Consider the following 15,555-nt stretch of genomic DNA (forward strand, 5'->3'; position numbering starts at 1 on the left):
GATGATGATGCTGGGAGAACTGATCGTGCTGGGTGCGCTGGGGGTCCTTCTGGCGGGGGCTGCAGCCAAGGCGGCCGAGGCCGAAAAGGTCCGGGTTCGGGCCGAAGCGAAAAAGAATAGGCGGGGGCGTTGATGGACGGCTCAAGATATGATGACGGCAGCACGGACGCGCTGAGCGGAGAACAGAAGATCCGCAATTTCAACATTAACTTCGGCCCGCAACACCCTGCGGCGCACGGTGTTTTGCGTCTGGTGCTTGAGCTGGACGGCGAAATTGTCGAGCGTTGCGACCCGCACATCGGTTTGCTGCACCGTGGCACCGAAAAGCTAATGGAAAGCCGGACGTATCTGCAGAACCTGCCGTATTTCGACCGTCTGGACTATGTGGCGCCGATGAACCAGGAACATGCCTGGTGTCTGGCCATCGAAAAGCTGACCGGGGTCGAGGTGCCGCGCCGAGGTTCTCTGATCCGGGTGCTGTATTCCGAGATCGGGCGCATCCTGAACCACTTGCTGAACGTGACCACGCAGGCGATGGATGTGGGGGCGCTGACCCCGCCGCTCTGGGGGTTTGAAGAGCGCGAAAAGCTGATGGTGTTCTATGAACGCGCCTGTGGTGCCCGTCTGCACGCGGCCTATTTCCGCCCCGGCGGCGTACATCAGGACCTGCCGCCGGAACTGCTGGACGATATCGAGACGTGGAGCCACGAATTCCCCACCATCCTCGACGACATTGATGGTCTGCTGACCGAAAACCGCATCTTCAAACAGCGCAACGCCGATATTGGCGTGGTGACCGAGGACGACATCCAGAAATACGGTTTTTCGGGTGTGATGGTGCGCGGATCGGGTCTGGCCTGGGACCTGCGTCGCGCGCAGCCCTATGAATGCTATGATGAATTCGAGTTCCAGATCCCCGTCGGCAAGAACGGCGACTGCTATGACCGTTATCTCTGCCGCATGGAAGAGATGCGTCAATCACTGCACATCATCCGTCAGGCCATCGCCAAAATCCGGGAATGCCCCGGAGACGTTCTGGCCCGTGGCAAGATCACCCCGCCCAAACGCTCGGATATGAAGACCTCGATGGAAAGCCTGATCCATCATTTCAAGCTGTACACCGAAGGCTTCCACGTGCCCGCGGGTGAGGTCTATGCCGCCGTCGAGGCCCCCAAAGGTGAGTTCGGCGTCTATCTGGTCGCCGATGGCACCAACAAGCCCTACAGGGCCAAACTGCGCGCGCCGGGATTCCTGCATCTGCAAGCCATGGACCACATCGCCGGAGGTCACCAACTTGCGGACGTCGCAGCCATCATCGGCACCATGGACGTTGTGTTTGGGGAGATTGATCGGTGAGACGGTGTTTCAATTCGTTCGCCGCAATAGGTTTGTCCGTGGTTTGCGGGGCAGAGCTTTCGGCGGGCCAAGCCGTCGACGGCAACTTAAATGATCTTCTGGCCGAGGGCTTTAAGATTGTTTCGACCGTTGGGACACCAAGATCAACTGGCATGGATTTGCTAGTTATCGTGCAAAAAGAAGAGGTTGCCGCATTCTGTCAAGTTGGGCTGCAAGAGGTAACCAAATCGCACGAAAGCACCCCAGTGTACGTTTCCGGGCCTTGGAATAATTCCTTGCTTTGCTTGCCCTTGGTAAATGGAGCGTACGAAGGGATTGTGCCGGAAGGTCAATATCAGCCGAATTCAGTGCAGGAGAGTAAGAACTAATGCTCCGCCGTCTCTATCCTGAACAACCCGATAGCTTTGCCTTCACTGCTGCCAACCGGCAATGGGCCGAAGCGCAGATCACCAAGTATCCCGAGGGCCGTCAGGCCAGTGCGGTAATCCCGCTGCTGTGGCGCGCGCAAGAACAAGAGGGCTGGCTGAGCCGTCCGGCGATTGAATCCGTCGCTGACATGTTGGGTATGGCCTATATCCGCGTGCTCGAAGTCGCCTCGTTCTATTTCATGTTCCAGCTGCAGCCGGTTGGATCGGTGGCGCATATTCAGGTGTGCGGGACCACGTCCTGCATGATCTGCGGGGCCGAGGATTTGATTGCGGTCTGCAAGGACAAGATCGCCGCCAAGCCGCATGCTTTGTCCGCGGATGGCAAGCTCAGCTGGGAAGAGGTCGAATGCCTGGGCTCTTGCACCAACGCGCCGATGGCGCAGATCGGCAAGGACTATTACGAAGACCTGACCGCCGAGGGTTTTGGCAAGATCATCGACGATCTGGCCGCTGGCAAAGTGCCGACACCGGGCCCTCAGAACGGGCGCTATGCGGCAGAGCCTCTGAAGGGGCTGACCAGCCTGTCCGAATATGACAGCGGCCGAACCCAGTATAATGCCAGCGTTCAGTTGGCGACTGATCTGGGGGATACCGTCAAACGCATCGACGGGACCGAGGTTCCGATCCTTACGCCATGGCTGGGCAAGGATGGCAAGGCAGCGGCGACAAAGGCTGCTCCGAAACCTCCCAAGGCCCCCGCACCTGCCAAACCTGCGGTGAAACAAGCGGCTGAAGCGAAGGCGGTCAAAGAAGACCAGCCCGATACGCTTTCGGGTGCGCGGGACGGCAAGTCGGACGATCTGAAGCTGCTTAAAGGTGTCGGGCCTAAGCTTGAGAAGACGCTGAACGAGCTGGGCTTCTATCATTATGATCAGATCGCCAAATGGACGCCTGAGCAGGTTGCCTGGGTTGATGCGCGGCTGAAGTTCAAAGGCCGGATCGAGAGAGACGGCTGGATTGATCAGGCCACCAAGCTGGCGGCGGGTGAAGAAACCGAGTTCGCCAAGCGGGCCAAGGACGACGGTACATACGAAGACTAGGATGTGTGCCCGCTCTGGGCATTTAGGACAAGATGGACAAGGACAAGGAACAGGCCATGGCCCGCAAGGGTCGACATATCGGAGTGGTCATCGCCGTGACCATGCTGATCTGGCTTGCCATGACCATGTTCATTGGCCCTGCGATGGAACTGCCGGGACGCTATGCGCTGCTGTTTGATTTTGCCGCGCTGGCCGGGTTCATCTATGCGGGCGTCAACATTTTTCAACTCTGGCGCATGCGTCAGGACAGCTGAAGGTAACACATGATGCTGAAGGATCAGGACAGGATCTTTACCAACATCTACGGGATGCATGAGCGTACATTGCGCGGTGCACAGGCCCGGGGGCATTGGGACGGCACCGCTGGCCTGATCGGCAACGGGCGCGACTGGATCATCCAGACGATGAAGGATTCAGGGCTGCGCGGCCGGGGCGGTGCGGGTTTTCCAACCGGTCTGAAGTGGTCCTTCATGCCCAAGGAAAGTGACGGTCGCCCGTCCTATCTGGTGGTGAACGCGGATGAATCCGAGCCTGGCACCTGCAAAGACCGTGAAATCATGCGCCACGATCCGCATACGCTGATCGAAGGCTGCCTGATAGCCTCTTTCGCGATGAATGCGCATACTTGCTATATCTACCTGCGCGGTGAATACATCCGCGAGCGTGAGGCGCTGCAGGCCGCGATTGACGAAGCCTATGACGCCGGTTTGTTGGGCAAGAATGCCGCTGGGTCAGGCTGGGATTTCGACTTGTTTCTGCATCACGGGGCGGGCGCCTATATCTGTGGTGAAGAAACTGCCCTGATCGAAAGCCTTGAGGGCAAAAAGGGCATGCCGCGGATGAAGCCACCGTTCCCGGCGGGCGCAGGTCTGTATGGGTGCCCGACCACGGTGAACAATGTGGAATCCATTGCGGTAGTGCCGACGATCTTGCGTCGCGGGGCCGACTGGTTCGCAGGCTTTGGCCGTCAGAACAATGCAGGCACCAAGCTGTTTGCGATCTCGGGCCATGTGAACAACCCTTGTGTGGTCGAAGAGGCGATGTCGATCCCGTTTGAACAGCTGATCGAAACCCATTGCGGCGGCATTCGCGGCGGCTGGGACAATTTGCTGGCGGTTATTCCGGGTGGTTCGTCGGTGCCCTGTGTGCGCGGTGAGAATATGCGCGACGCGATCATGGACTTTGACCACCTGCGCAACGATCTGGGCTCGGGCCTGGGTACGGCTGCCGTGATCGTGATGGATAAATCCACCGATATAATCAAAGCGATCTGGCGATTGTCGAAGTTTTACAAACATGAAAGCTGCGGTCAGTGCACGCCGTGTCGCGAAGGCACCGGATGGATGATGCGCGTCATGGACCGCCTTGTGCGCGGTGAGGCCGAGTTGGAAGAGATCGACATGCTGTTTGACGTAACCAAACAGGTGGAAGGCCACACGATCTGTGCCCTCGGTGATGCGGCAGCTTGGCCAATCCAGGGCCTGATCCGCAATTTCCGGGAAGAAATCGAAGACCGCATCAAGGCCCAGAAATCGGGCCGCACGGGTGCGATGGCAGCGGAGTGATTCAAATGGAAGTATTCTTGGACTATGGCCATGCACTTGCATCGGTGATGATCTTCACCCTAGTCGTCCTGTTCCTAGCCCCATTTTCGGCAATGGCCAAACAGGGTAAGGGGCTGGCGCCAGGCGCCACGCCCGAGCAAGATTATTCAGACAGGGCTTATCGCCTGAACCGTGCCTATCTGAACGGCACTGAAACGCTTCCTGCTTTTGCGGCGGTGACGATCGCGGCAATTTTGGTGGGGGTCAGCCCGTTTTGGGTAAACTTGCTCGCCTCGGTGGCACTGGTTTCGCGTCTGGCAATGCTGTTTGTTCATCTGCGTGGACTGGGTAAACCGAACTCTGGCTTGCGTTCGGTTCTTTACGTGGTTGCCTGGCTTTGCATGTTCGTGATGGGGATCATGGCATTGGTGGCGGCGTTTTAATGATTGAACGAACTGTTGATCTTGTGACCAGAACCAAGAATGTTTCCCTCATCGGCGCAGTTTTACTGCTGGTGGCGGTTTCGGCCTGCGGGCTGATTAAGCCTTCGGAAGATCGTATTCTATTCGATGGCAAGTCGTTCAGAGCCAAAGCAAAGCACATCAACAAAAAAGCGTCTCCTTCGGATTTCACCGTTGTGATCAAAGGAGTATCTGCCTCATTGGATGGTGCACGCGAGGCCGGCCGTTATGAGGGCACCAAGTTTTGCATCGCGAATTTCGGATCCTCCAGGATCGACTGGAAGGTCGGGCCGGATACCGAACCACAAAACCTTCAGATCAACGATGACAGACTAACCTTTGCCGGGAGCTGCCGCCGTCCATGAAGCGGGTTTTTGCATATCACGCCGTGACAGGCCCATTGCTATTGCATAGCAATGCTGGCCTCCGTCGTCTTGGTCTTTCCAAGACGAAAGGATTTGTCATGTCTGGTATCAAAATGCTTGCCGTTGCAACGGCGCTGACACTGCCCGCGGTTGCTTTGGCTAAACCTCCCTTGCGCGAAGTCAAAGAGATCGACAACGAACTCTATTACATCGCAATCGCGAACGAAATTTCGGAATACTGCCCCTCCATCAGCGGACGGCGTATGAAGGCGATTGGTGTGATGTGGGGCTTGCGGTCGAAGGCGAACCAGTTGGGCTATTCCGACAGTGAAATCCGCTCCTATGTCGATTCGGATGCAGAAAAAGACCGGATGCGCGCCAAGGGCGAGGCCTATCTGGCCCAAAATGGCGTGTCGTATGACCGGCCGAATTCCTTCTGTACGCTTGGTCGTGCGGAAATTGAAAGAAACAGCGCCATCGGCGTGTATTTGAGGGCGAATTGAGTATGGGTTTCAGAGCTTTGATGACGGGCTTTGCTGGTGTTTTGCTTTTGGTCTTAGCTGGATGCGAGTCAACATCCAGCCAAGCTTTGGACGCTGACACATCTCGCGCTCAGTTTCGTACACAGGTTCCGCAGAGCCTCTATGATGTGGCCTTTGCCAACGCTATGGCAGAGCAGATTGCAGGCGTTTGTCCGAATTTGTCGCTCAATCGATCGCAGATCAGGCAAAGCATGAAAACGGTAGCTGACGACCTAGAAGCCAAGGGGTATCGGGAAAGTGATTTTGTCTATCTCGAAAGAAATTTGCCGCGGAAGCGGATACAGGACGACGCTATTCGTTATATCCAAGGAAACGGCATCGTGATTGGCGTTCCAGATACGATGTGCTCGGCAGGGCGAAGCGAAATCGCCAAAAAATCTGCTATCGGCACATTCCTGAAAGGGTAGTTTAAATCATGTCTGACCTCCGCAAAGTTAACATCGACGGACAGGAAATCGAAGTCGATGGTGCGATGACCCTGATTCAGGCCTGCGAACAGGCCGGGGTCGAAGTGCCGCGCTTTTGCTATCACGAGCGTCTGTCGATTGCCGGGAACTGCCGGATGTGTCTGGTCGAAGTTGTTGGGGGGCCGCCCAAACCTGCGGCCTCTTGTGCCATGCAGGTGCGCGATCTTCGTCCAGGGCCGGAAGGGCAGGCACCGGTGGTCAAAACCAACTCGCCCATGGTCAAGAAGGCCCGCGAAGGAGTGATGGAGTTCTTGCTGATCAACCATCCACTGGATTGCCCGATCTGCGATCAGGGTGGCGAGTGCGATCTGCAGGATCAGGCGATGGCTTATGGGATGTCGGGCACGCGGTTTAAGGAAGCCAAGCGCGCGGTCGATGATCTGGATCTGGGTCCGCTGGTTGGTACCGCGATGACCCGCTGCATCAGTTGCACCCGCTGCGTGCGCTTTACAACCGAAGTGGCCGGGATCACTCAGATGGGTCAAACCGGACGGGGCGAAGACGCCGAGATCACGTCATATCTGAACCAGACGCTGGATTCGAATCTGCAAGGTAATATCATCGACTTGTGCCCCGTCGGGGCGCTGACCTCGAAACCCTATGCTTTTACCGCGCGCCCTTGGGAACTGACCAAGACCGAAAGCATCGACGTGATGGATGCATTGGGTTCGAACATTCGTGTGGATACCAAAGGGCGCGAAGTCATGCGCTTTTTGCCGCGCAATCATGATGGCGTGAACGAAGAATGGATCAGCGATAAGACGCGGTTTGTGTGGGACGGCCTGCGTCGTCAGCGGCTGGACAAGCCATACTTGCGTGAAAACGGTAAGCTGCGCCCGGCGACGTGGCCCGAGGCGTTGACCAAAGCGGCCGAGGCGTTGAAAGGGGCTGAAAAGCCCGCCGGTATCGTGGGCGACTTGGCCCCGGTCGAGGCTACGTTTGCTCTGAAGCAGATGATTGAAGGGCAGGGCGGGGTTGTCGAATGCCGTACCGATGGCGCCAAGTTGCCAACGGGCAACCGCGCGGCCTATGCCGGGACCGCTGCGATCGAAGATATCGACAGCGCCGAGCGCATTCTGCTGATCGGAACCAACCCGCGTGATGAGGCGCCGGTGCTGAACGCGCGCATTCGCAAAGCCTGGGCGCATGGGGCCGAGATTGCTGTGGTCGGCCCAGCAGTCGATCTGACCTATGATTACCACCATGTCGGCGATGATCGTGCGGCATTGCAGCAGGTGGTGGATATGGGCGGAGATGATGAGGTCAAGGGCAAACGCTCGTTGGTCATCATTGGTCAGGGTGCATTGCAGGAAGCGGATGGCGCTGCGGTTTTGGCCGCTGCGCAAACCATTGCGGCGAATACCGAAAGCGGTTTGATTGTCCTGCACACAGCCGCCTCACGTGTTGGTTCTATGGATGTCGATGCCACCAACGAAGGTGGCATGGATACAATCAGCGCGGCGGATGTGATCTATAATCTCGGTGCCGATGAAGTTGAAATCGGCGACGGCGCCTTTGTCATCTATCAGGGCAGCCATGGCGATCGAGGTGCACACCGCGCCGACGTGATCCTGCCGGGCGCAGCCTATACCGAGGAAAACGGCTTGTTCGTGAACACCGAAGGCCGCCCGCAACTGGCGATGCGTGCCGGGTTTGCACCAGGTGAGGCGAAGGAAAACTGGGCGATCCTGCGCGCTTTGTCTGCCGAACTGGGTGCAACGCTGCCTTATGACTCGCTGGCGCAACTGCGCACCGCGCTGATCGAGGCGGTGCCGCATCTGGCCAGTATCGACGAGGTGATCGAAAACGAGGTTCAGGCGCTGAAGCTCGGCCCTCTGGGCAAGGCGAGCTTCCGTCACACCGTCAAGGACTTCTACCTGAGCAACCCGATTGCACGGGCCTCGCAGTTGATGGCTGAGCTATCGGCGCAGACGCAGGCACGCAAAGGCGAAAAGATCGCGGCGGAATGAACCGAAACTCTGTCATATCGCATTTCGACCCTGTGCTCGTCGGACAGGGGCTCGCCCCTGTTTTGCCTATGAAACGGAATAAAAAGGGTGGCGTAGAGGCTGCAGATGCTGTTTACACCAACGCGCCGACCCAGACGCACTTTGCGCAGGCACATGGCCTTAGCATTTCGTGCGGAAAACGGAATACCCACGGTGTGAGGACCAATGGCTGAATTCTTTAACACCCCAGGCGGAATAGCCCTCATCATTCTGGCACAAGTGCTTGCCGTTGTGGCCTTTGTGATGATTTCGCTGTTGTTCCTTGTCTATGGAGACCGCAAGATCTGGGCGGCGGTTCAGATGCGCCGTGGCCCCAATGTGGTGGGCGTCTATGGCCTGCTGCAATCGGTGGCCGACGCGCTGAAATATGTGGTTAAAGAGGTGGTTATCCCAGCGGGTGCAGACCGCACCGTCTTTATCCTCGCGCCGTTGACCTCATTTGTTCTGGCGATGATCGCCTGGGCCGTGATTCCGTTCAACGACGGCTGGGTGCTGTCGGATATAAATGTCGCCATCCTGTATGTCTTCGCCGTGTCCTCGTTGGAGGTTTATGGCGTGATCATGGGGGGGTGGGCGTCGAACTCAAAGTACCCTTTCCTTGGCTCATTGCGCTCTGCCGCTCAGATGATTTCCTACGAGGTCTCGATTGGTCTGATCATCATCGGTGTGATCCTGTCGACCGGGTCGATGAACTTCGGTGACATCGTGCATGCGCAAGACGGGCGCTTTGGGTTCTTCAGCTGGTACTGGTTGCCGCATTTCCCTATGGTCTTCCTGTTCTTTATCTCGGCGCTGGCCGAAACCAACCGCCCACCGTTTGACCTGCCAGAGGCGGAATCCGAACTGGTAGCGGGCTATCAGGTCGAATACTCGGCCACGCCTTTCCTGTTGTTCATGGCTGGTGAATATATCGCCATTTTCCTGATGTGCGCGCTGACCACGCTGCTGTTTTTCGGCGGCTGGCTGTCCCCGATCCCGGGCCTGCCCGACGGCGTGTTGTGGATGGTCGCGAAGATGGCGTTCTTCTTCTTCCTCTTCGCAATGGTCAAGGCGATCACGCCGCGCTACCGCTATGACCAGCTGATGCGGCTGGGTTGGAAAGTGTTCCTGCCCTTCTCGCTGGCTTGGGTAGTCTTCGTGGCCTTTGCGGCGAAATTCGACTGGTTCTGGGGTGCATTCGCCCGCTGGAGCGTAGGAGGCTGACATGACCCAAATCGACTACACCCGCGCCGCCAAGTACTTCCTGCTACAGGACTTCTGGGTCGGCATGAAGCTGGGACTGAAGTACTTCTTCGCACCGAAGGCCACCCTGAACTACCCGCATGAAAAGGGTCCTCTGTCTCCGCGTTTTCGCGGTGAACACGCCCTGCGTCGCTATCCCAACGGTGAAGAACGCTGTATTGCCTGCAAACTCTGCGAGGCGATCTGCCCTGCACAGGCCATTACAATCGACGCCGAACCGCGCGAAGATGGCAGCCGCCGTACCACGCGCTATGACATCGACATGACCAAGTGCATCTATTGCGGTTTCTGCCAAGAGGCCTGCCCGGTCGATGCCATCGTCGAAGGTCCGAATTTCGAATTCGCCACGGAAACCCGCGAAGAGTTGTTCTACGACAAGGAAAAACTGCTCGACAACGGCGAGCGCTGGGAAGCCGAGATCGCCCGCAATCTGGAAATGGACGCGCCGTACCGATGACTGACGCCCCGACAAATCCGTTTGAGCTGATGATGAAGCAGGCGCAGGACATGGCCAAGGCGATGAACCCTGCGATGGAGAGCTTCTCGCCCAAAGGGTTCGAAACTCTATGGCCGACCATGCCGAAAGAAGTCATGGAGATGATGTTCGGCAACACCGTCAACAAAGACGGGTTGGATGCCAAAACGCGCCTGTTGCTGACACTGGCCGGGCTGACCTGTCAGGGCGCGCAGGCGGATGCGGCGGTGCGTCAGACCGTGCGCCACGCTGTGGAAGCCGGTGCCAAGAAACAAGAGATCGTGGAAACGATCGGTCAGATGTCGGTCTTTGCCGGCATCCCGGCCATGACCCGCGCGCTGGAATTGGCGCAAGAGGTCATGGGCGATAACGAGGATGAGGATCAATGACCGTCTTTGCCTTCTATCTGTTCGCCGTCAGCGCCATCACCGGCGGGCTGTTCACGGTGATCAGCCGCCAGCCGGTGCATTCCGTGCTGTGGTTGATCCTGTCCTTCCTGTCCGCGGCAGGATTGTTTGTGCTGCTGGGGGCTGAGTTCGTGGCGATGCTGCTGATCATCGTCTATGTCGGCGCGGTCGCGGTGCTGTTCTTGTTCGTGGTGATGATGCTGGACGTGGATTTTGCTGAGCTCAAGGCCGAGATGGCACGCTATATGCCGCTGGCCTTGCTGATCGGTCTGGTCATCCTGATGCAGTTTGTCATGGCCTTTGGGGCTTGGGACAGCGCGCAAGGTGCTGCGGCCAATCTGGCTCAGCCGGTCCCGGCGGACCGCCACAACACCGAGGCGCTGGGCGTTATTCTTTACGATCAATACTTCCTTCTGTTCCAGCTTGCGGGCCTGATCCTGCTGGTGGCCATGATCGGAGCCATCGTGCTGACCCTGCGCCACCGTCAGGACATCAAGCGTCAGGACATCATCGGCCAGATGATGCGCGACCCGGCCAAGGCGATGGAACTGAAAGACGTGAAACCGGGGCAGGGGTTGTGAAAAAAGTAACGAAGCATATCCTAGCGATCTGTTTCGCTTGGGTTGCGTCAAGCGGTGCTTCCTACGCTTGTTCGTCAGCCTCTATGGCGGGAGTCCTGATGGATACGGGTACAGAGTATCATTGGGATGTCCTCGAAAAGATCCGCGACCAAGAAGGTGGTGAGGGCATATTTCCGGTTGCCCGTGGGCAGTACTGCAGTTTTGCCTTTGCTGGCGAATACGATAATTATTTTGGTACACCAGTTAACAAGATCAAATCAGGCTTGCTGGTGCAAACGGTCCACAGTCTGGATGCTTGTAATCCTGAAACCAACTTGGTGATCACCGATTGCCAGAATGTGCAGGCTGCCATCCTGCTTGGGAAAGGACCTTATCCGGAAGAAGGTCAAGCTCACATTGCGGGATATACGCCAAGCCTAATTGGACACCATCTAGCGCCCGAAGGCCCGCTAGAGCTTTCTGAAATTGACAACGTTAGTGATTTGCGCGCCCAAGCGTCGGAGATTGGACTTCGTTCATACGACGAAAGCGAATTCGAGGAATTCTACAAATACCGTTTGGGCAACGATTCGATAGACGCTTTTTGCGGCTGCAAACTTTACTACCCCGACTCGCCAGGAGCGAAGCTATGATCGGACTTGAACACTATCTTACGGTCGCGGCGACGCTGTTCGTCATCGGCATCTTCGGTCTCTTCCTGAACCGCAAGAACGTCATCATCCTGCTGATGAGCATCGAACTGATGCTGCTGGCGGTGAATATCAACCTTGTGGCGTTCTCCAGCTTCCTGGGCGATCTGGTCGGGCAGGTGTTTACGCTGTTCGTGCTGACCGTGGCGGCGGCCGAAGCGGCGATCGGGCTGGCCATTCTGGTCTGCTTCTTCCGCAACCGCGGCTCGATCGCGGTTGAAGATGTCAATATGATGAAGGGGTAAGGGCACATGGAAACCACCATCCTCTTTGCCCCGCTGGTGGGCGCGATCCTGTGCGGGTTCGGCTGGAAGTTCATAGGCGAGAAAGCCGCCATGTGGACCGCCACGGGCCTGCTGTTTCTGGCCTGTTTGCTGTCGTGGATCGTCTTCCTGACGTTCGACGGCCACACCCAGCAGATCGAGATCATGCGCTGGATCGAAAGCGGCTCGCTCTCGACAAGCTGGGCCATTCGTCTGGACCGGCTGACAGCAATCATGTTGATCGTGGTGACGACCGTCTCGGCGCTGGTGCACCTGTATTCCTTTGGCTACATGGATCACGATCCGCAATGGCGCGAAGGCGAAAGCTATAAGCCACGTTTCTTTGCCTATCTGTCCTTCTTTACCTTTGCCATGCTGATGCTAGTGACGGCGGACAATCTGGTTCAGATGTTCTTTGGCTGGGAAGGTGTGGGCGTCGCGTCTTATCTGCTGATCGGGTTCTACTATCGCAAGCCCACCGCCAACGCCGCTGCGATGAAGGCGTTTATCGTCAACCGGGTTGGGGACTTTGGCTTTGCGCTTGGTATCTTTGCGCTATTCCTGCTGACCGACAGCATCAATTTCTCGGACATCTTCGCCTCTGCCCCGGCATTGGCCGAAGAGAAGCTGCACTTCCTGTGGGGTGAATGGACCGCGATCGAAGTGATCTGCGTTCTGCTGTTCATCGGTGCGATGGGCAAATCGGCACAGTTGTTCCTGCACACCTGGTTGCCGGATGCGATGGAAGGTCCGACGCCTGTATCAGCCCTGATCCACGCCGCGACCATGGTGACTGCGGGTGTATTCCTGATCTGCCGCATGTCGCCGCTGATGGAGTTCGCGCCGGGGGCTACTGGTTTCATCACCTTCCTCGGCGCTTCGACGGCGTTCTTTGCAGCGACCGTGGGATTGGTTCAGACCGATATCAAACGCGTTATCGCCTATTCGACCTGTTCGCAGCTGGGTTACATGTTCGTTGCCGCGGGCGTTGGTATGTACTCGGCTGCCATGTTCCACCTGTTGACGCACGCGTTCTTCAAGGCGCTGCTGTTCCTTGGCGCTGGTTCCGTGATCCACGCGATGCATCACGAGCAAGAGATGACGGAATATGGCGGGTTGCGGAAGAAAATCCCCTATACGTTTTGGGCGATGATGATCGGTACGCTGGCTATTACTGGGGTTGGCATTCCTCTGACCACATTTGGCTTTGCCGGGTTCCTGTCGAAAGACGCGATCATCGAAAGCGCCTTTGCGGGCGGTACGGGCTATGCGTTCTGGATGCTGGTGATTGCGGCGGTATTTACGTCATTCTACAGCTGGCGTCTGATTTTCCTGACCTTCTATGGCGAGCCGCGCGGGGACAAACACACGCACGACCATGCGCATGAAAGCCCGTTGGTCATGCTGGTTCCGCTGGGCGTTCTGTCGCTGGGTGCGGTTTTCGCCGGGATGATCTGGTATGGCAACTTTTTTGGCCACACCGACAAGGTCGGCCAGTTCTATGGCATTCCGGTTGCAGAGGCTTCGGTGGATGGCCACGCGGCAGAGGGCGCGCATGGGGACGATACCCATGCCGAAGATGATCACGGCGACGATACGCATGCGGATGCTGGTCACGCGGAGGACAGCCATGGTGAGAAGGACGCGCAGGGCGGCGATCACCATTATGCCTTTGTTGGAACGCCCGGAGAAGGCGCGCTCTACATCGCACCGGACAATCATGTGCTGGACGATGCGCATGCTGTTCCGAAATGGGTCAAGGTCTCACCCTTCGTTGCGATGCTGCTTGGTTTCATCGTGGCCTATTGGTTCTATATCGTGAATACGACGTTGCCCGCGCGCTTGGCAGCAAACCAGCGTCCGCTTTATCTGTTCCTGCTGAACAAATGGTACTTTGATGAGATCTATGACGCGATCTTCGTCAAACCTGCCTTGGCACTTGGGCGGTTCCTGTGGAAACGCGGAGACGGCAACACGATTGACGGTTTCCTGAACGGGGTAGCGATGGGCATCGTGCCATTCTTCACCCGCCTCGCAGGCAAGGCGCAGACTGGTTACATATTTACCTATGCCTTCTGGATGGTCCTGGGAATTGCTGCCCTGGTCACCTGGATGTCGATCGGCGGAGGCGCACACTAATGGACAATATCCTCTCGATCGTCACCTTCATCCCCGCAGCGGCGGCCGCCATACTGGCGCTGTTTCTGCAGGGCGACGACGCAGCCGCGCAACGCAATGCCAAATGGGTGGCCATGGTTGCGACGACGGTGACCTTCCTGGTCTCGATTGGCATCTATACTGGCTTTGATCCTGAAAACACCGGCTTCCAGATGGTGGAAGAGGGCCAGTGGCTGATGGGTCTGAAATACAAGATGGGTGTGGATGGCATCAGCGTCCTGTTCGTGTTGCTGACCACTTTCATTATGCCGCTGACAATTCTGGCCAGCTGGAATGTGACAGACCGCGTCAAGGAATACATGATTGCTTTCCTGCTGCTGGAAACGCTGATGCTTGGCGTGTTCATGGCGCTGGACCTGGTGCTGTTCTACCTGTTCTTCGAAGCGGGTCTGATCCCGATGTTCCTGATCATCGGCATCTGGGGTGGTAAAGAGCGCATCTATGCCAGCTTCAAGTTCTTCCTCTACACGTTCCTTGGCTCTGTGCTGATGCTGGTGGCTATGGTTGCGATGTATGCGGATGCAGGCACGACGGATATCGAAGCGCTGATGGCGCATCATTTCTCGTCCGACAGCTTTACCGTTCTGGGCATCCATATCGTAGGCGGTATGCAGACGCTGATGTTCCTGGCGTTCTTTGCCTCATTTGCGGTGAAGATGCCGATGTGGCCGGTCCACACCTGGCTGCCGGATGCACACGTGCAGGCGCCGACCGCAGGGTCGGTCGTGCTGGCGGCGATCCTGTTGAAGATGGGTGGCTATGGCTTCCTGCGGTTCAGCCTGCCGATGTTCCCGGTGGGGTCGGCGGTGATGACAGATCTGGTGCTGTGGATGTCGGCCATCGCTGTGGTTTACACATCGCTGGTTGCTCTGGTGCAGGAGGACATGAAAAAGCTGATTGCTTATTCCTCGGTCGCGCATATGGGCTTTGTCACCATGGGCATCTTTGCGGCAAACCAGCAGGGTGTCGACGGAGCCATCTTCCAGATGCTCAGCCACGGGTTCATCTCGGCGGCGCTCTTCCTGTGTGTCGGCGTGATCTATGACCGGATGCACACCCGCGATATCGAGGCCTATGGCGGTCTGGTAATCCGGATGCCGGCCTACGCGCTGGTCTTCATGCTGTTCACCATGGCCAATGTTGGCCTGCCGGGCACCAGTGGGTTCATCGGAGAGTTCCTGACCCTGATGGGCGCATTCCAGGTCAATACCTGGGTGACTGCTGTGGCCGCGACTGGTGTTATCTTCTCGGCGGGATATGCTTTGTGGCTGTATCGTCGGGTTGTATTTGGGGATCTTATCAAAGAAAGCCTCAAGGCGATGACTGATATGAGCTCGCGCGAGCGGTTGATATTTGCCCCCCTGATCGTCATGACGATCCTGCTGGGTGTGTATCCATCGCTGGTAACAGATGTGATTGGCAACTCGACTGCCGCGCTGATTTCGAACTATGATACGGCTCTGGCCGCGGCTGAGACCGCGACCCAGACAGCCGCCTCGCATTAAGGA

Annotated in this window: 18 protein-coding genes; all 18 read left to right on the forward strand. The window is 57.3% G+C overall.

The window, feature by feature from the left end:
- The first annotated feature begins 1 nt into the window (after position 1).
- Positions 2 to 133, forward strand: coding sequence for a hypothetical protein (locus AC2FIM_RS09435; protein ID WP_281972810.1), 132 nt, complete (start codon positions 2 to 4; stop codon positions 131 to 133).
- Positions 133 to 1,356, forward strand: coding sequence for an NADH-quinone oxidoreductase subunit D (locus AC2FIM_RS09440; protein WP_281994873.1), 1,224 nt, complete (start codon positions 133 to 135; stop codon positions 1,354 to 1,356). Before AC2FIM_RS09435 ends, AC2FIM_RS09440 begins: the two co-directional genes overlap by 1 nt.
- A 367-nt stretch (positions 1,357 to 1,723) precedes the next feature.
- The gene (gene nuoE / locus AC2FIM_RS09445; protein ID WP_271950195.1) at positions 1,724 to 2,824 is read left to right on the forward strand and encodes an NADH-quinone oxidoreductase subunit NuoE; all 1,101 of its coding nucleotides are present in this window, start codon (positions 1,724 to 1,726) and stop codon (positions 2,822 to 2,824) included.
- A 32-nt stretch (positions 2,825 to 2,856) separates the two neighbouring features.
- Entirely contained in the window at positions 2,857 to 3,078 is a 222-nt protein-coding gene (locus AC2FIM_RS09450) for a DUF5337 domain-containing protein (protein ID WP_271950193.1), read from the forward strand.
- Between the two features lie 12 nt (positions 3,079 to 3,090).
- A complete protein-coding gene (gene nuoF / locus AC2FIM_RS09455) occupies positions 3,091 to 4,389 on the forward strand; it encodes an NADH-quinone oxidoreductase subunit NuoF (protein WP_142635179.1) in 1,299 nt (432 codons plus the stop codon).
- Positions 4,390 to 4,394: 5 nt separating this feature from the next.
- Positions 4,395 to 4,811: an MAPEG family protein gene (locus AC2FIM_RS09460; RefSeq protein WP_271950191.1), complete on the forward strand. Its 417-nt coding sequence runs from the start codon at positions 4,395 to 4,397 to the stop codon at positions 4,809 to 4,811.
- Positions 4,811 to 5,194 carry a hypothetical protein gene (locus AC2FIM_RS09465; protein WP_142634885.1) on the forward strand — a complete coding sequence of 128 codons (384 nt, stop codon included), beginning with the start codon at positions 4,811 to 4,813 and terminating at the stop codon, positions 5,192 to 5,194. Before AC2FIM_RS09460 ends, AC2FIM_RS09465 begins: the two co-directional genes overlap by 1 nt.
- A 98-nt stretch (positions 5,195 to 5,292) precedes the next feature.
- Complete coding sequence (locus AC2FIM_RS09470; protein ID WP_271950189.1) at positions 5,293 to 5,697, forward strand: DUF5333 domain-containing protein; 405 nt, start codon at positions 5,293 to 5,295, stop codon at positions 5,695 to 5,697.
- 20 nt (positions 5,698 to 5,717) lie between these two features.
- Positions 5,718 to 6,143 (forward strand): DUF5333 family protein, encoded by a 426-nt coding sequence (locus AC2FIM_RS09475; RefSeq protein WP_496708076.1) that lies wholly within the window; start codon positions 5,718 to 5,720, stop codon positions 6,141 to 6,143.
- Between the two features lie 8 nt (positions 6,144 to 6,151).
- Entirely contained in the window at positions 6,152 to 8,173 is a 2,022-nt protein-coding gene (gene nuoG, locus AC2FIM_RS09480) for an NADH-quinone oxidoreductase subunit NuoG (protein WP_496677485.1), read from the forward strand.
- A gap of 204 nt (positions 8,174 to 8,377) precedes the next feature.
- Positions 8,378 to 9,415 carry an NADH-quinone oxidoreductase subunit NuoH gene (nuoH, locus tag AC2FIM_RS09485; RefSeq protein WP_142634879.1) on the forward strand — a complete coding sequence of 346 codons (1,038 nt, stop codon included), beginning with the start codon at positions 8,378 to 8,380 and terminating at the stop codon, positions 9,413 to 9,415.
- A 1-nt stretch (position 9,416) separates the two neighbouring features.
- Positions 9,417 to 9,911, forward strand: a complete 495-nt coding sequence (gene nuoI, locus AC2FIM_RS09490) for an NADH-quinone oxidoreductase subunit NuoI (RefSeq protein WP_037307839.1) — start codon at positions 9,417 to 9,419, stop codon at positions 9,909 to 9,911.
- Positions 9,908 to 10,318: a carboxymuconolactone decarboxylase family protein gene (locus AC2FIM_RS09495; protein ID WP_142634878.1), complete on the forward strand. Its 411-nt coding sequence runs from the start codon at positions 9,908 to 9,910 to the stop codon at positions 10,316 to 10,318. Before nuoI ends, AC2FIM_RS09495 begins: the two co-directional genes overlap by 4 nt.
- Complete coding sequence (locus tag AC2FIM_RS09500) at positions 10,315 to 10,917, forward strand: NADH-quinone oxidoreductase subunit J (RefSeq protein WP_496731962.1); 603 nt, start codon at positions 10,315 to 10,317, stop codon at positions 10,915 to 10,917. Before AC2FIM_RS09495 ends, AC2FIM_RS09500 begins: the two co-directional genes overlap by 4 nt.
- A gap of 98 nt (positions 10,918 to 11,015) precedes the next feature.
- Positions 11,016 to 11,549, forward strand: coding sequence for a hypothetical protein (locus tag AC2FIM_RS09505; protein WP_142634876.1), 534 nt, complete (start codon positions 11,016 to 11,018; stop codon positions 11,547 to 11,549).
- Positions 11,546 to 11,851 (forward strand): NADH-quinone oxidoreductase subunit NuoK, encoded by a 306-nt coding sequence (gene nuoK, locus AC2FIM_RS09510; RefSeq protein WP_050602759.1) that lies wholly within the window; start codon positions 11,546 to 11,548, stop codon positions 11,849 to 11,851. Before AC2FIM_RS09505 ends, nuoK begins: the two co-directional genes overlap by 4 nt.
- Before the next feature lie 6 nt (positions 11,852 to 11,857).
- Positions 11,858 to 14,008: an NADH-quinone oxidoreductase subunit L gene (nuoL, locus tag AC2FIM_RS09515; RefSeq protein ID WP_496731964.1), complete on the forward strand. Its 2,151-nt coding sequence runs from the start codon at positions 11,858 to 11,860 to the stop codon at positions 14,006 to 14,008.
- A complete protein-coding gene (locus AC2FIM_RS09520; protein ID WP_271950170.1) occupies positions 14,008 to 15,552 on the forward strand; it encodes an NADH-quinone oxidoreductase subunit M in 1,545 nt (514 codons plus the stop codon). The genes nuoL and AC2FIM_RS09520 overlap by 1 nt, the downstream gene beginning before the upstream one ends.
- The last annotated feature ends 3 nt before the right edge of the window (positions 15,553 to 15,555 follow it).

This window comes from Ruegeria sp. CDSC052 (assembly GCF_059610685.1).